This is a genomic window from Kitasatospora sp. NPDC052896 (assembly GCF_044547075.1).
In the GTDB taxonomy this organism is placed as follows: Bacteria; Actinomycetota; Actinomycetes; order Streptomycetales; family Streptomycetaceae; genus Kitasatospora.
This window is the reverse complement of record NZ_JBITZU010000025.1, coordinates 1601-16602: the sequence shown is the minus strand read 5'-3', so window position 1 is coordinate 16602 and position 15002 is coordinate 1601. Positions and strand designations below refer to the sequence as shown.

The following is a 15002-nucleotide window of genomic DNA, read 5'->3' as shown; positions in this document are numbered from 1 at the left end:
TCTCCTGTTGGCCCTCACCCCGGCCTTCCGCCATCGGACGGACGGGGAGCCTGGCGGCCTTCCGACCCGGACCGATCCGGGCCGGACAGACAGCACAGGTACCTGGTCGGACCACCTCTTCGTAACACCCGGGGGTGCCCGGCCCGGGCGACGACGCCCGGTCCGCGCCCCCTGACCGTTCCGCCTTACCGGGCGGCCCGGTTACCCATCGGTAGAGATGACGGATCTCCGAGTTGCGGTACACGATGGAGGCGGCGCGACACACCTCAGTTTCGACCGACAGTGAAGGAACAGCGTGGCTTCCGGATCAGATCGCAACCCGATCATCATTGGCGGCCTTCCGAGTCAGGTCCCGGACTTCGATCCCGAGGAGACCGCGGAATGGCTGGAGTCGCTTGACGCGGCCATCGACGAGCGGGGCCGCGAGCGCGCCCGCTACCTGATGCTGCGGCTGATCGAGCGCGCCCGCGAGAAGCGTGTCGCCGTGCCCGAGATGCGCAGCACGGACTACGTCAACACCATCGCCACCAAGGACGAGCCGTTCTTCCCCGGCAACGAGGAGATCGAGCGCAAGGTCCTCAACGCGACCCGCTGGAACGCGGCCGTGATGGTCTCCCGTGCCCAGCGCCCGGGCATCGGCGTCGGCGGCCACATCGCCACCTTCGCCTCCTCCGCGTCGCTGTACGACGTGGGCTTCAACTACTTCTTCCGCGGCAAGGACGCCGACGGCGAGTCCGGCGACCAGATCTTCTTCCAGGGCCACGCCTCCCCCGGCATCTACGCCCGCGCCTTCCTGCTGGACCGACTGAGCGAGCAGCAGCTCGACGCCTTCCGCCAGGAGAAGTCGAAGGCCCCCTACGGCCTGTCCAGCTACCCGCACCCGCGACTGATGCCGGACTTCTGGGAGTTCCCGACCGTCTCGATGGGCCTCGGCCCGCTCGGCGCGATCTACCAGGCCCGGATGAACCGGTACCTGGAGCACCGCGGCATCAAGGACACCTCCCAGTCGCACGTCTACGCCTTCCTCGGCGACGGCGAGATGGACGAGCCCGAGTCGCTCGGCCAGCTGTCGCTCGCCGCCCGCGAGGGCCTGGACAACCTGACCTTCGTGGTCAACTGCAACCTGCAGCGCCTGGACGGCCCGGTCCGCGGCAACGGCAAGATCATCCAGGAGCTGGAGTCGCAGTTCCGCGGTGCCGGCTGGAACGTGATCAAGCTGATCTGGGACCGCACCTGGGACCCGCTGCTGGCCCAGGACCGCGACGGCGTCCTGGTCAACAAGCTGAACGCGACCCCGGACGGCCAGTTCCAGACCTACGCCACCGAGACCGGCTCGTACATCCGCGAGCACTTCTTCGGTGACGACCTGCGGCTGCGCAAGATGGTCGAGGACATGACCGACCAGCAGATCCAGCACCTGGGTCGCGGCGGTCACGACCACAAGAAGGTCTACGCGGCCTTCAAGGCGGCCCGCGAGCACAAGGGCCAGCCGACCGTCATCCTGGCGCAGACCGTCAAGGGCTGGACGCTGGGCCCCAACTTCGAGGGCCGCAACGCCACCCACCAGATGAAGAAGCTGACGGTCGAGGACCTGAAGCGCTTCCGCGACCGCCTGCACATCCCGATCACTGACAAGCAGCTGGAGGAGGGCTACCCGCCCTACTACCACCCGGGCCGTGACTCGGAGGAGATCCAGTACATGCACGACCGCCGGCGCGAGCTGGGCGGCTACGTGCCCACCCGCAAGGTGCGGCCGCGGCAGCTGGAGCTCCCGAGCGACGACGCCTACAAGGCGGTCAAGAAGGGTTCCGGCAACCAGACCATCGCCACCACCATGGCGTTCGTCCGGCTGCTCAAGGACCTGATGCGGGACAAGGGCATCGGCAACCGCTTCGTGCCGATCGCGCCCGACGAGTACCGCACCTTCGGCATGGACTCGCTCTTCCCGTCGGCGAAGATCTACAACCCGCTCGGCCAGACCTACGAGTCGGTCGACCGCGAGCTGCTGCTCGCCTACAAGGAGTCGCCGACCGGCCAGATGCTGCACGACGGCATCTCCGAGGCGGGCTGCACCGCCTCGCTGATCGCCGCCGGGTCGTCCTACGCCACCCACGGCGAGCCGCTGATCCCGGTCTACGTCTTCTACTCGATGTTCGGGTTCCAGCGCACCGGCGACCAGTTCTGGCAGATGGCCGACCAGCTGGCCCGCGGCTTCGTGCTGGGTGCCACCGCCGGCCGCACCACGCTGACCGGTGAGGGCCTGCAGCACGCCGACGGCCACTCGCACCTGCTCGCCTCGACCAACCCGGCCGTGGTCGCCTACGACCCGGCCTACGGCTTCGAGATCGCGCACATCGTGCAGGACGGCCTGCGCCGGATGTACGGCTCCACCGCCGAGCACCCGCACGGCGAGGACGTCTTCTACTACATGACGGTCTACAACGAGCCGATCCGGATGCCGGCCGAGCCCGAGAACGTCGACGTCGAGGGCATCCTCAAGGGCATCCACAAGTACGCCCCGGGCACCGCCGGCCAGATCCCGGCGCAGATCCTCGCCTCGGGTGTCGCGGTGCCGTGGGCCCTGGAGGCCCAGCGGATCCTCGCCGAGGAGTGGAACGTCCGGGCGGACGTCTGGTCGGCGACCTCCTGGAACGAGCTGCGCCGCGACGCGGTGGAGACCGAGGAGTTCAACCTGCTGCACCCCGAGGAGCCGCAGCGCGTCCCGTACGTGACGCAGAAGCTCTCCGGTGCCGAGGGCCCGTTCGTCGCGGTCTCCGACTGGATGCGCGCGGTGCCGGACCAGATCGCGCGCTGGGTGCCGGGCCAGTACCAGTCGCTGGGCGCGGACGGCTTCGGCTTCGCCGACACCCGCGGCGCCGCGCGCCGGTTCTTCCACATCGACGCGCAGTCGGTGGTGCTCGGCGTGCTCACCGAGCTGGCCAAGCAGGGCAAGATCGAGCGGCACGCGCTGAAGGAGGCGGTGGACCGCTACCAGCTGCTGGACGTGGCCGCCGCCGACCCGGGCAACGCGGGCGGCGACGCCTGACCGGTCGGTCGAGCTGACACCCCGAGGGCCGGACTCCCGTGCGGAGTCCGGCCCTCGGGCGTACGGGTCGTCGCCCGGTCGGCCCAACCCGGCAGGCCCGCGGGGCCCGTGGTGGCGATGATCGGCGCATGAACGAGGAGATCACCGCCCGGGCCCGCTTCCTGCTGACCGAACTGCACCTCTCCCCGGTGGAGGCGAGCAACCGGCTGCAGGCCTACTTCCCCGACCTGGAACGCGAGGAGCGCACCCGCTACCTGCACCACGCCCGCGCCCTGCAGGAGGCGGCCAACGAGCCGCCGGAAAGCCGCTGACACCGCGAACGCCGACCGCTGGAGCAGCGGCCGGCGTTCGCCCGTTCGGGGGACGGCTCAGACGTGCACCGCGGGGCCCGCGTCCGTCGACCCGCGCTTGGTGAGCAGACCCAGCGCGGCGGCGGCCAGCGCGACCACCGAGGCCACCGCGAAGGCCAACGACATGCCGCTGACGAACGAGCTGTGCACGGCGTCGGCGATGGCGTGCGCGACCGGCGCCGGGGTCCCGGGGGCCGCCCCGGCGACGCCGACCTGGGCGCCCTGCTTGAGCTGGGCCAGCTGCTCGCCCTGCGGCAGCGGCAGGTGGGTCTTCGCCGCCCAGTTGCCCGGCAGCACGTCACCGACCTTGGCGGCCATCAGCGCACCGAGCACCGCGGTGCCGAGGCTGCCGCCGACCTGCATCGCGGCCTGCTGCAGGCCGCCCGCCACGCCGGACAGCTCCAGCGGGGCGTTGCCGACGATCACCTCGGTGGCGCCGACCATGACCGGGCTGATGCCCAGGCCCAGCAGCACGAACCAGAGCGACATCACCGCGCCGCCGGAGCCGGTGCCCAGGGTGGACATCCCGAACATCGCCACCGCGGTGAGCAGCATGCCGACCGCGATCGGGATCCGCGGCCCGATCCGGCCGATCGCGGTGCCCGCCAGCGGGCTGCCGACGATCATCATCCCGGTCATCGGCAGCAGGTGGACGCCCGCCTGCACCGGCGTCATCCCGTGCACGTTCTGGAGGTAGAAGGTGACGAAGAAGATCGCCCCGAAGAAGGCGAAGGCCATCAGCACCATCAGCAGGGTGCCCGCGGAGAGCGGCACCGAGCGGAACAGGGTGAGCGGGATCAGCGGCTCCTTCGCCCGGGTCTGCCAGAACGCGAAGGCCGCCATGGCGAGCACCGCCCCGCCCAGGAAGAGCAGTGTGGACGCATCGCCCCAGCCCCAGGCCGGGGCCTTGATGATGCCCCAGACCAGCATGAACATCGCGCCCGAGAGCAGCACGATGCCGGGCAGGTCGAAGGACCTGGCGGCGTTCTCGCTCCGGACGTCCCGCAGGATCCACAGACCCAGCAGCACCGCGAGCAGCCCGACCGGGATGTTGATGAAGAAGACCGACTGCCAGCTCACGTGCTCGACCAGCAGCCCGCCGATGATCGGACCGGCCGCCGTGGAGGCGCCGATCACGCCGCCCCAGATGCCGATCGCCATGTTGAGCCGCTCGGCCGGGAAGGCCCCGCGCAGCAGGCCGAGTGCGGCGGGCTGGAGCAGCGCGCCGAAGAGGCCCTGCAGGACCCGGAAGGCGATCACGGTCTGGATGCTGCCGGCGAAGCCGATCGCGGCCGAGCTGGCGGCGAAGCCCGCCGCGCCGACCAGGAACGTGGTCCGGTGGCCGAACCGGTCGCCGATCTTGCCGGCGGTGATCAGGAAGACCGCGAGGGCCAGCAGGTAGCCGCTGGTCACCCACTGGATGTCGGCGGGCGAGGCGTGCAGGTCGGTCTGGATGACCGGGTTGGCGATGGCGACCACGGTCCCGTCGAGCGCCACCATCATGACGCCGACCGCGACGGTGAGCAGGGTCAGCCAGGGGTGGCCACGCAGGCCGGGGCGGTCGGCGGGCGGGGTGTCGCGCTGGGGCGACGCCCCCGCCCGGGCGGTCTGGAGGTCGGACTGGCTCATCGACGAGGCCTTCCGGAGGCTGGCGAGCAGGGTCGGGTGGCACCCGGGCCCTGCCCGTCCCCACGAGCACTCCGGCCTTGGCGGGCGCCACCGTTCCGACATTATGACAGTAGCTGACAATCGGCAATAACTGTCTTCTGACCATTGCTGACATCTGACAGAGCGCTATCGTGGATCTCATGGCCCCCAATCCGACGGCTGCCGCCGCACACCCCTGCCAGGTGCTGGGCCTGCGCGAACGGAAGAAGCAGCGCACCCGGGACGCCCTGCTGGACGCCGCGCACAACCTGTTCCTGAGCCGGGGCTACGCCGCCACCACGGTCGACGAGATCGCCGCCGCGGTGGACGTCTCGCAGCGCACGTTCTTCCGCTACTTCGCCAACAAGGAGGAGGCCGCGCTCGCCGTACTGGCGGACGCCGAGGACTTCTTCATCGACTGCCTGCGCCGCCGGCCCCCCGAGGAGAACCCGCTCCAGGCGCTACGGTCCGCGATCACCGCCTGCTGGCGGGGCTTCGGCTCCACCCGCGACTCCGGCCACCGGCGGGTGGTCGCGGCGCTGGAGCTGCTCCAGCTGATCGAGACCAACCCCACCCTGCTCGCCGCCCACCTGCGCCGGACCACCGAGCAGGAGCGGGTGGTGGCCGGCATCCTGGCCGAGCGCGAGGGTCTGGACCCGGCCACCGACCTGCGACCGCGGCTGCTGGCCGCGATCTTCGGGGCCGTGCTGCGGGTCTCCCACCTGGCCTGGAGCACGGTCGAGGAACCGGCCTCGGACAGTGGCCCGGAGAGCATGGTGGCGATCATCGAGCGCCATGTCGACCAGCTCGCCCCGGCTCTGGCGAGCGACTGGCGCTGATCTCCGGCTGAATGTGCGCCGGGCGCGCGCTACCCGGCTCGGGTGACAGTGCCACGCCCTAGGCTGCCGCCATGGTCACCTTCGACGAGTTCCGCGCGCTCGGCCTCGCGCTGCCCAGCGCCGCCGAGCGGCCGACCTGGGGTGAGACCACCCTGCGGGTCGGCGAGAAGATCTTCGCGCTCGGCGCCGAGGGCGGCGACACCGTCTCGGTCAAGGCCTCCCCCGTCGAGCAGGCCGAACTCGTCGCGGCCGAGCCGGAGACCTTCTCCGTCGCGCCGTACGTCGGGCGGTTCGGCTGGGTGCGGGTCCGGCTCGATCTGGTGGACCGCGAGGAGCTGCGCGGGCTGCTCACCGAGGCCTGGCGCCGGACCGCCCCCAAGCGCCTGGTGCGGGAGTTCGACGCCGTCAATCCGCCACCGGTGTGAGCCAACCCACAGTTTGATGCGCCGCCATCCCGCTTCTTGAACATCTACGCTGGCAGGTCGTAGCAACAGTCGTACGACCACCGGGCCCGGCCCGTCGTCACGGTCGAGGTTCCCGAGGAGTTGACGCGATGCAGCGCAGGCGGTTGAAGCGCATTCTGATCGGCGCCTTCGCCACCTGCGCGGTGCTGGCCGACGCGGGCGCCGCGGCGGCCCAGGCCGCCGCCTCCAACGAGCAGGTCGTCATCACCACTCCGCCGACCGGCAGCTCCGCCTGGGTCAAGGACCACTCGCTCGGCCGTTCGCTGCCCAACCCGGCCACCGCCGACGCCGCCACCGTGGCGACCTTCTTCGCCTCGCTCACCCCGGCCCAGCAGGACCAGCTGGTGCGCGAGTACCCGCTGGTGGTCGGCAACCTGGACGGCGCTCCGCTGCAGCTGCGCTACCGCGCCAACGCCCTGGCGATCACCGCCGACCGGGACCAGGCCAAGGCCCAGGCCGCCGACCCCAAGCTCGACCCGGCCAGCCACGCGCTGGCGGTCTCCCGGGCCAACGACTGCCAGGCGCTGCTCGCCCCGGGCCGGCAGATCCTCGCCTTCGACCCGCGCGGCCGCGGCCTGGTCAGCGAGGTCTTCGGCGACCTGGCGACCGCGGACCGGGTCTCGGTGATCGTGCCCGGCTCGGACACCGACCTCGGCCACTTCGACCGCACCGACGACCCACTGCGCTCGCCGGCCGGGATGGCCCGCGCGCTGCAGGCCGAGGAGGGGCGGCAGTCCCCGGGGACCAGCACCGCGGTCATCGCCTGGACCGGCTACGTCACCCCGGTCGGCCTGGGCCCGGACGCCGTCACCTCCCGGCTCGCCGAAGCCGGCGCGCCCCGGCTGGAGCGGCTGCTGGACGGCCTGAAGCAGACCAGCCACCCGGTGGCCCCGCCGGCCCTGCTCTGCCACTCCTACGGCACGGTGGTCTGCGGGATCGCCGGCCCCACCCTGCACGGCGCCACCACCGACATGGTGGTCTTCGGCAGCCCGGGGATGGGCGTGTCGGACGCCGGCGAGCTGGGGAGCGGCGTCCACCTGTGGGCCACCCGCGACTCCACCGACTGGATCGGCGACGTGCCGTACGTGGAGGTCGGCAACCTCGGCCACGGCGCCGACCCGACCAGCTCCGACTTCGGCGCCGAGGAGATCTCCTCGGCCGGCGCGGTCGGCCACACCGGCTACTTCGCCGCCGGCACCGCCAGCCTGCACAACTTCGCCGCCATCGCGCTGGGCGCCTACCAGAACGTCAGCTACCGCACCAGCTGAGCCCGTTCGCCAACCGCCGCCGGGGGCCCCCCCCGGGGGGGGGGGCCGGCGGGGGGGCCCCCCCCGCCCCCCGGGGGGGCGGGGGGGGGCGGGGGGCGGGGGGCCGCCCCGCGAACCCCCCCCCCCCGCGCCCCCCAGCCCGCCCCCCCCCCCCCCCCCCCCCCCCCCCCCCCCCCCCCCCCCCCGGGCCCCCCGCGCGCCCCCCCCCCCCCCGCGCCCCGGTCCCACTCGGCTACAGCTGCTCGCGAGTGAGCGCGGTGAAGTTCATGTCCGTGTAACGACCACCCGTCACCTGGCCCACGATCCCGTCCAGCTCGGCGAGTTCGGCCTCGGCCAGCCGGATCGTCGCGGCGGCGGTGTTCTCCGCCAGCCGGCCGCGCCTGCGGGTCCCGGGGATCGGCACCACGGTCAGCCCGTGCACCTCGGCCCGCTGGTGCACCCAGGCCAACGCCACCTGGGCGGCGGTCAGTTCACGCTCCTTGGCGATCCGCTGGATCGGCGCGACCAACGCGGCGTTGGCGGCCGCGGCGTCGCCGGTGAAGCGCGGCTGGGTGCGCCGGAAGTCGTCCGCGGCCAGCTGGTCGGCGCTGGCGAAGGCGCCGGTCAGGAACCCGCGCCCGAGCGGCGAGTACGGCACCACCGCGACCCCCAGCTCGGCGGCCGCACCGACCAGGCTGATCTCGACGTCCCGGGAGAACAGCGACCACTCGGACTGCACGGCCGCGATCGGGTGCACCGCGTGCGCCTCGCGCAGCTCCGCCCCGGTCACCTCGGAGAGCCCGAGGTGACGCACCTTGCCGGCCTTGACCAGCTCGGCCATCGCGCCGACCGACTCGGCGAACGGCACCTCGGGGTCCCGCCGGTGCATGTAGTAGAGGTCGATCACGTCCACCCCCAGCCGGCGCAGCGAGGCGTCCACGGCCTGCCGGATGTAGGGCGGGTCGTTGCGCACGCCACGGTAGGCCGGGTCCTCGGCCCTGCGCTCGATGGCGAACTTGGTGGCCAGGAACACCTGGTCCCGGTTGGCCCGGACGAACGGGCCGATCAGCTCCTCGTTGTGGCCGGAGCCGTAGATGTCGGCGGTGTCGAACATGGTGACCCCCGCCGCCAGCGCGGCGTCCAGCGTGGCGAGCGCCTCGGTGGTGTCGGTGGGGCCGTAGAACTCGCTCATGCCCATGCAGCCGAGGCCCTGGACGCCGACCAGCGGGCCGCCGGTGCCGAGCGGGACGGTGGGGAGTTTGGCGGTGCTCATGTGTGCGCTACTTCTTTCCCGAGTCTGCTGAGTTCGCTGAGTAGACATCGATCTTGTAATCCAGCACGGCGAGGGCGGCGTGCAGGTCGGCGATCTTCTGCCGGACCTCCTCACGGTGGGCCACCAGCAGGTCGCGGCGCCCCTGGAACGTGCGGTCGCCCTCCCGGGACAGCTCCACGTAGCGGAGCATGTCCGAGACGCTCATCCCGGTCTGCCGCAGCCGGCCGAGGAAGGCCAGCCGCGCCAGGTCGGCGTCGCTGTAGCGGCGCTGGCCGGCGTGCGTGCGGTCCACCGGGTCGAGCAGGCCGATCCGCTCGTACCAGCGGAGCGTGTGCGGGGTCAGGCCGCTGGCGGCGGAGACCTCGCTGATGCTGTGCCGAGGGGCGCCGTCGGGCTCGGCCCGCGGCTCCCGGTAGGCCGGGCCGCAGTCCTGCGGGTCGAACGAGAGCGCCTGGGAGGCGGCGGTGCCGGCCGTGGCAGCCATGGGTGGAACCCCCTGGTGTCGGTAACGACGTGATTCGGTAACGACGTACCACCGACGCTACCGAGTTGGAGTGCACTCCAAGCAAGCCAGCCTCGGACGCCGCGCCGGGCCACACTAGAGTTCGCTCCATGCAGAGCTTGCGTTTGATCGAGAACTGGCCCGTTCCGACCGCCGCCGCGGTGCTGGTGCGCGGCGCGGACGGCGCGGTCCTGGGCGCGCACGGGCCTCAGGACCACGCCTTCCCGCTGGCGTCGGTGACCAAGCCGCTCACCGCCTACGCCGCGCTGGTCGCGGTCGAGGAGGGCGTCTTCGAGCTGGACGACCCGGCCGGCCCGGAGGGCTCGACCATCCGTCACCTGCTCGCCCACACCTCGGGGTTGGCCTACGACGAGCAGCGTCCGATGGCCGTCCCGGGCGACCGCCGGCTCTACTCCAACGCCGGCTTCGAGGTGCTCGCCGAGGCGCTCGCCAAGGCCTCCGGGATCCCGTTCGCGCAGTACCTCACCGAGGCCGTCTTCCAGCCGCTCGGCATGGCCTCGACCCGGCTGGACACCACCCACCGCACCCCGGCCGGCGCCGGCGGCGTCTCCACCGCGGCCGACCTGGCCCGGTTCGCCGCCGAGCTGCAGGCGCCCCGGCTGCTGGACCCGTCCACGCTGGCCACGGCCACCCGGCAGGTCGCCTTCCCCGGAGTGAGCGGCGTGCTGCCGGGCTTCGGACACCGCCGCCCGAACGACTGGGGGCTCGGCTTCGAGATCCGCGACGGCAAGCAGCCGCACTGGACCGGGCAGCACAGCTCGCCGGAGACCTTCGGGCACTTCGGGCAGTCCGGCACCTTCCTCTGGGTCGACCCGGCCGCCGGGGTGGCCTGCGTGGCACTGACCGACCGCGACTTCGGCCCGTGGGCGGCCGAGCTGTGGCCGGTCCTCACCGACGCCGTGCTCGCCGAACTGGGCAGCGCTCAGCCGTAGCTCAGCGGCGAGTGCATCTCCCAGAGCAGCAACTGCACGCCGTCCGGCCCGGCGGTCGGCGCGACGAACGCCTCGCCGGTGATCCGCACGCTGTCGCCGGGCTCCATCGAGCGCCCGGCGCCCTTCGGGCCGGGCACCGTGCGGTAGCCCAGCGAGCCCGCGGTCAGGTGGACGTAGCGGTACGGCGCCTCCGGCAGCTCCGGCAGCGGCAGCCACGGGCCGACGGTGACCAGGTGCAGCGCGGCGTCCGAGCGGCGCAGTCGCAACGCGGGCGTGCCCTCGTCCCGGGCCAGCCCCGAGGCGAGCAGGGTGACCCCGTCGACCGTCGGCTCGACCTTGCGCAGCCCGTACGCGGGCGGCGCGTCGAAGGCGTCCGGCTGGAGCCACATCTGGACGAACCGCACCGGCACGTCGGCCCCGCCGACGTTGCGCTCGCTGTGGCGCACCCCGCTGCCCGCGCTGAGGTGCTGCACCATGCCCGGCCTGACCACCCCGGCGTGCCCGCCCTCGTCCCGGTGGGCGAGCGCGCCCTCCAGCACCCAGGTGACGATCTCCACGTCGCGGTGCTGGTGCGGCTCGAAGCCCGCGCCCGGCGCGAGGGTCTCCTCGTTGCACGCGAGCAGCGCGCCGAAGTGCGTGTTCCTCGGGTCGTAGTGGTCCGCGAAGGAGAACGCGTGCCGGCTCTCCACCCCCTCGACGGGGGTGGAACGGTAGCGCTCGGCGGTGCGGCGAAGATCTGCCCGGGGGCGTCCAAGGTCGGTCACAGCAGCCCACCGTAGTCGCTGCGGGCAGCCCGGCCGAGAAGCGATTTCCCGGGGGGTGTGCACGAGCACCCCCCGCGGTGAGGCAGGCTTGTCCTGTGCCAGCCGCCTCAGCCCCCGCCGCGAACGACCAGAACCAGCCTGCCGGGAAGCGGACCGCGCGACGGTCCACCGGTTCCGGCGGAACCGCCGTGGAACGCCGGCTCGCCGCCGAGCACGCCGAGCTGCGGGCCGCCACCCTCAAGCGGCTGGAGAAGTCCGCGGGCAAGCTGGCCAGCGCGGCGATCGCCCGGATGGACGACCAGCTCGGCTGGTACCGCCGGATGCCACCGGAGCACCGCTCCTGGATCGGCCTGGTCGCCCAGGCCGGCATCGCCGCCTTCACCGAGTGGTACCGCCACCCGGACGCCCCCCAGGCGATCAGCACCGACGTCTTCGGCACCGCCCCGCGCGAGCTGACCCGGGCGATCACCCTGCGGCAGACCGTGGAGCTGATCCGCACCACGATCGAGGTGATGGAGGAGGCGATCCCGGAGGTCGCCGCCCCCGGCGACGAGGCCGGCATGCGCGAGTCGGTGCTGGTCTACGCCCGCGAGATCGCCTTCGCGACCGCCCAGGTGTACGCCCAGGCCGCCGAGGCGCGCGGCGCCTGGGACGCCCGGCTGGAGGCGCTGGTGGTCAACTCGCTGCTCTCCGGCGACGCCGACGAGGGCGTGCTCTCCCGGGCCGCCGCGCTCGGCTGGGGCCAGCCGAGCCAGGTCCGGGTGGTGATGGGCAGCGCACCGGACGGGGACAGCGAGGCGGTGGTGGAGGCGATCCGGCGGGCCGCCCGGTACGCCCGGCTGCACGTGCTGACCGGGGTGCTCGGCAAGCGGCTGGTGGTGGTGGTCGGCGGCGACAAGGAGCCGGTGCACGCCGCCCGGGCGCTGATCGGCCAGTTCGCGCCCGGCCCGGTGGTGGTCGGGCCGACCGTCGGCGACCTGCTCTCGGCGACCCGCTCGGCACACGCCGCCGCCGCCGGCCTGCGGGCCTGCGCGGCCTGGCCGGACGCCCCCCGCCCGGTGCTGGCCGACGACCTGCTGCCCGAGCGGGCGCTGGCCGGCGACCTGGTGGCCCGCCGCCAGCTGGTGGAGGAGATCTACACACCGCTGGACGAGGCCGGCTCCGCACTGCTGGAGACGCTGAGTGTCTACCTGGAACAGGCCTCCTCGCTGGAGGGGGCCGCCAGAATGCTCTTCGTCCACCCGAACACCGTGCGCTACCGCCTGCGGCGTGTGACCGACGTCACGGGGTACGCCCCTTCGGACGTCCGTTCGGCGTTCACGCTGCGCATCGCCCTCGCCCTGGGCCGTCTGGAATCCGGCCCCACTCAGGGGTGACTCGCTGTAGGGACCCCACAATCCGACGTAGTTTTCTTCGTTACCGTCGCCTACCCGCCCTCGGGCGCCTGGCGAGAGAGGGTTGAACCGTGCTCGTTATCGTCGCCCCTGGACAGGGTGCCCAGACCCCCGGATTCCTCAGCCCCTGGCTGGAGGTGGACGGCGTGGCCGACCGGCTGCGCCGCTGGTCCGACGTGGCCGGCCTCGACCTGGTGCGCTACGGGACCGAGGCGTCCGCGGACGAGATCAAGGACACCGCGGTCGCCCAGCCACTGCTGGTGGCGGCCGGTCTGGTCACCGCCGGGGCGCTGCTGCCGGGCGCGGAGGACATCGCCAAGCTGGTCGGCGCGGTCGCCGGCCACAGCGTCGGGGAGATCACCGCCGCCGCCCTGGCGGGCGTGCTGGACCCCGCCGACGCGCTGACCTTCGTCCGCGAACGAGGCCGGGCGATGGCCGAGGCGGCGGCGGTCACCGAGACCGGCATGCTCGCGGTGCTCGGTGGCGACCCGGACGAGGTCGCCGCGAAGCTCGCCGAGCACGGCCTCACCCCCGCCAACAACAACGGCGGCGGCCAGATCGTCGCGGCCGGCACGCTGGACCAGCTGGCGGCGCTGCGCGCCGACCCGCCGGCCAAGGCGAAGCTGGTCGCGCTCAAGGTGGCCGGCGCCTTCCACACCCGGCACATGGCCCCGGGCGTCGAGCGGCTGGCCGAGCTGGCTCCCACCCTGACCGTCGCCGACCCGGTGACCCGGTACGTCTCCAACAAGGACGGCGAGGTCGTGGCGTCCGGCGCCGAGGTGCTCGCCCGGCTGGTCTCGCAGGTCTCCAACCCGGTCCGCTGGGACCTCTGCATGGAGACCCTGGAGCAGCTCGGCGCGACCTGCGTCATCGAGCTCTCCCCGGCGGGCACCCTGACCGGGCTGGTGAAGCGCAACGTCAAGGGCGTCGCGACGCTGGCCCTGAAGACCCCGGCCGACCTCGACAAGGCCCGCGAACTGATGGCCGAGCACACCGGTGAGGAGACCTCCGCATGAGCACCCCGCAGATCCGCCCCGCCAGCGGAGCGAGCTACTCGCGAATCCACGGCGTGGGCGGGTACCGGCCGGTCCGGGTGATCCCGAACGCCGAGGTGCTGCAGTGGATCGACTCCTCGGACGAGTGGATCCGCACCCGCAGCGGGATCGCCGAGCGCCGCTGGGCCGGACCGGACGAGTCGGTCTCCGAGATGTCGGTGCAGGCCGCCGGCAAGGCGATCGCCCAGGCCGGGATCGACCCGGCGCAGATCGGCGGCGTGATCGTGGCCACCGTCTCGCACTTCAAGCAGACCCCCGCCATCGCCACCGAGATCGCCCAGCGGCTCGGCTGCGGCACCGCGCCCGCCTTCGACATCTCGGCGGCCTGCGCGGGCTTCGGCTACGGCCTGAGCCTGGCGGACGGCATGATCCGCGGCGGCAGCGCCGAGTACGTGCTGGTGATCGGCGTCGAGCGACTGAGCGACCTGACCGACAAGCACGACCGGTCGACCGCCTTCATCTTCGGTGACGGCGCCGGTGCGGCCGTCGTCGGCCCGTCCGACACCCCGGGGATCGGCAAGGTCATCTGGGGCTCGGACGGCTCGCAGAAGGACGTCATCTCGCAGACCGAGGCCTGGGACACCGCGTTCAGCAAGCCGGACGCGATCAACGGTGCCGGGACCGGGAGCGAGCTGATCTGGCCGACCCTGCGGATGGAGGGCCAGCCGGTCTTCCGCTGGGCCGTCTGGGAGATGGCCAAGGTCGCCCAGCAGGCGCTGGACGCCGCCGGGGTGCGGGCCGACCAGCTCGGCGCGTTCATCCCGCACCAGGCCAACATGCGGATCACCGACGCCATGATCAAGGCCCTCAAGCTACCCGAATCGGTGCCCGTCGCCCGGGACATCGCCGAGACCGGCAACACCTCCGCGGCCTCCATCCCGCTGGCGATGGAGCGGATGCTGGAGAGCGGCGAGGCGAAGAGCGGGGACCTGGCTCTGATCATCGGGTTCGGGGCGGGTCTGGTCTACGCGGCCGCAGTCGTTACCCTCCCTTAGGCACATCCGCGCCACCTGTCGAACCGGGGCCGCGCATCCGCGCGGTGAACCGGTCAACACCAATCAACACCAAACGAGGAGCAGCCAGCATGGCTACCACCCCCGAGGCGGTTCTGGAAGGTCTCGCCGAGATCGTCAACGAGATCGCCGGTATCCCCGCCGAGGACGTCGAGCTCGACAAGTCGTTCACCGACGACCTGGACGTCGACTCGCTCTCCATGGTCGAGGTCGTCGTGGCCGCCGAGGAGCGCTTCGACGTGAAGATCCCGGACGACGAGGTCAAGAACCTCAAGACCGTCGGCGACGCGGTGAACTACATCATCGAGAACGCCTGATCCTCCCGGCGGGGGCGCCCTCGGCAGCCCCCCCCGGGGCCCCCCCCGCCCCCCCCCCCCCGCCCCCCCCCCCCCGCCGCGGGGGCGCGGAGGACAGACGCCCCGCGCCCCCCCCCCGGGGGGGGGCGGGGGGCGGGG

The 15002-nt window shown here is 72.7% G+C and carries 14 protein-coding genes; 10 read left to right on the top strand and 4 right to left on the bottom strand.

What is annotated here, in order from left to right; translation table 11 throughout:
* Positions 1–295: 295 nt before the first annotated feature.
* A complete protein-coding gene (aceE, locus tag ACIGXM_RS31100; RefSeq protein ID WP_396566760.1) occupies positions 296–3046 on the top strand; it encodes a pyruvate dehydrogenase (acetyl-transferring), homodimeric type in 2751 nt (916 codons plus the stop codon).
* 128 nt (positions 3047–3174) lie between these two features.
* Positions 3175–3357 carry a hypothetical protein gene (locus ACIGXM_RS31095; protein ID WP_396566758.1) on the top strand — a complete coding sequence of 61 codons (183 nt, stop codon included), beginning with the start codon at positions 3175–3177 and terminating at the stop codon, positions 3355–3357.
* A gap of 57 nt (positions 3358–3414) precedes the next feature.
* Here ACIGXM_RS31095 and ACIGXM_RS31090 read toward each other — a convergent pair whose 3' ends face one another.
* Positions 3415–5025, bottom strand: a complete 1611-nt coding sequence (locus ACIGXM_RS31090) for an MFS transporter (protein WP_396566756.1) — start codon at positions 5023–5025, stop codon at positions 3415–3417.
* 179 nt (positions 5026–5204) lie between these two features.
* Here ACIGXM_RS31090 and ACIGXM_RS31085 point away from each other — a divergent pair, with 179 nt between their 5' ends.
* From ACIGXM_RS31085 to ACIGXM_RS31075, 3 genes are all read left to right on the top strand, one after another.
* On the top strand, positions 5205–5882 hold the full coding sequence (locus ACIGXM_RS31085) for a TetR/AcrR family transcriptional regulator (RefSeq protein ID WP_396566754.1): 678 nt from the start codon (positions 5205–5207) through the stop codon (positions 5880–5882).
* Positions 5883–5953: 71 nt separating this feature from the next.
* Positions 5954–6307 carry an MmcQ/YjbR family DNA-binding protein gene (locus ACIGXM_RS31080; RefSeq protein ID WP_396566752.1) on the top strand — a complete coding sequence of 118 codons (354 nt, stop codon included), beginning with the start codon at positions 5954–5956 and terminating at the stop codon, positions 6305–6307.
* 128 nt (positions 6308–6435) lie between these two features.
* Positions 6436–7614 carry an alpha/beta hydrolase gene (locus tag ACIGXM_RS31075; RefSeq protein WP_396566750.1) on the top strand — a complete coding sequence of 393 codons (1179 nt, stop codon included), beginning with the start codon at positions 6436–6438 and terminating at the stop codon, positions 7612–7614.
* A gap of 232 nt (positions 7615–7846) precedes the next feature.
* On the opposite strand, the gene ACIGXM_RS31070 is transcribed toward ACIGXM_RS31075, so the two are convergent.
* Both ACIGXM_RS31070 and ACIGXM_RS31065 read right to left on the bottom strand, forming a co-directional pair.
* Positions 7847–8866 (bottom strand): aldo/keto reductase, encoded by a 1020-nt coding sequence (locus ACIGXM_RS31070; RefSeq protein WP_396566748.1) that lies wholly within the window; start codon positions 8864–8866, stop codon positions 7847–7849.
* 7 nt (positions 8867–8873) lie between these two features.
* Entirely contained in the window at positions 8874–9350 is a 477-nt protein-coding gene (locus ACIGXM_RS31065) for a MerR family transcriptional regulator (protein WP_396566746.1), read from the bottom strand.
* Positions 9351–9478: 128 nt separating this feature from the next.
* On the opposite strand from ACIGXM_RS31065, the gene ACIGXM_RS31060 reads away from it, so the two are divergent.
* Positions 9479–10321 carry a serine hydrolase domain-containing protein gene (locus ACIGXM_RS31060; protein WP_396566744.1) on the top strand — a complete coding sequence of 281 codons (843 nt, stop codon included), beginning with the start codon at positions 9479–9481 and terminating at the stop codon, positions 10319–10321.
* On the opposite strand, the gene ACIGXM_RS31055 is transcribed toward ACIGXM_RS31060, so the two are convergent.
* Positions 10312–11085, bottom strand: a complete 774-nt coding sequence (locus ACIGXM_RS31055; RefSeq protein ID WP_396566742.1) for a pirin family protein — start codon at positions 11083–11085, stop codon at positions 10312–10314. The genes ACIGXM_RS31060 and ACIGXM_RS31055 overlap by 10 nt on opposite strands.
* A 188-nt stretch (positions 11086–11273) precedes the next feature.
* Between ACIGXM_RS31055 and ACIGXM_RS31050 the strand changes: the two genes are divergently transcribed.
* From ACIGXM_RS31050 to ACIGXM_RS31035, 4 genes are all read left to right on the top strand, one after another.
* Positions 11274–12461 (top strand): PucR family transcriptional regulator, encoded by a 1188-nt coding sequence (locus tag ACIGXM_RS31050; protein WP_396566740.1) that lies wholly within the window; start codon positions 11274–11276, stop codon positions 12459–12461.
* Between the two features lie 89 nt (positions 12462–12550).
* Positions 12551–13495: an ACP S-malonyltransferase gene (locus tag ACIGXM_RS31045; RefSeq protein WP_396566739.1), complete on the top strand. Its 945-nt coding sequence runs from the start codon at positions 12551–12553 to the stop codon at positions 13493–13495.
* Positions 13492–14529 (top strand): beta-ketoacyl-ACP synthase III, encoded by a 1038-nt coding sequence (locus ACIGXM_RS31040; RefSeq protein WP_396566738.1) that lies wholly within the window; start codon positions 13492–13494, stop codon positions 14527–14529. The genes ACIGXM_RS31045 and ACIGXM_RS31040 overlap by 4 nt, the downstream gene beginning before the upstream one ends.
* A gap of 89 nt (positions 14530–14618) precedes the next feature.
* A complete protein-coding gene (locus tag ACIGXM_RS31035; protein ID WP_396566737.1) occupies positions 14619–14864 on the top strand; it encodes an acyl carrier protein in 246 nt (81 codons plus the stop codon).
* The last annotated feature ends 138 nt before the right edge of the window (positions 14865–15002 follow it).

Bases quoted from the DNA above. Each gene is read 5' to 3' on its own strand.
- ACIGXM_RS31095 (WP_396566758.1), top strand. From the start codon at position 3,175: ATGAACGAGGAGATCACCGCCCGGGCCCGCTTCCTGCTGACCGAACTG.
- ACIGXM_RS31090 (WP_396566756.1), bottom strand. From the start codon at position 5,025: ATGAGCCAGTCCGACCTCCAGACCGCCCGGGCGGGGGCGTCGCCCCAG.
- ACIGXM_RS31085 (WP_396566754.1), top strand. From the start codon at position 5,205: ATGGCCCCCAATCCGACGGCTGCCGCCGCACACCCCTGCCAGGTGCTG.
- ACIGXM_RS31080 (WP_396566752.1), top strand. From the start codon at position 5,954: ATGGTCACCTTCGACGAGTTCCGCGCGCTCGGCCTCGCGCTGCCCAGC.
- ACIGXM_RS31075 (WP_396566750.1), top strand. From the start codon at position 6,436: ATGCAGCGCAGGCGGTTGAAGCGCATTCTGATCGGCGCCTTCGCCACC.
- ACIGXM_RS31070 (WP_396566748.1), bottom strand. From the start codon at position 8,866: ATGAGCACCGCCAAACTCCCCACCGTCCCGCTCGGCACCGGCGGCCCG.
- ACIGXM_RS31065 (WP_396566746.1), bottom strand. From the start codon at position 9,350: ATGGCTGCCACGGCCGGCACCGCCGCCTCCCAGGCGCTCTCGTTCGAC.
- ACIGXM_RS31060 (WP_396566744.1), top strand. From the start codon at position 9,479: ATGCAGAGCTTGCGTTTGATCGAGAACTGGCCCGTTCCGACCGCCGCC.
- ACIGXM_RS31040 (WP_396566738.1), top strand. From the start codon at position 13,492: ATGAGCACCCCGCAGATCCGCCCCGCCAGCGGAGCGAGCTACTCGCGA.
- ACIGXM_RS31035 (WP_396566737.1), top strand. From the start codon at position 14,619: ATGGCTACCACCCCCGAGGCGGTTCTGGAAGGTCTCGCCGAGATCGTC.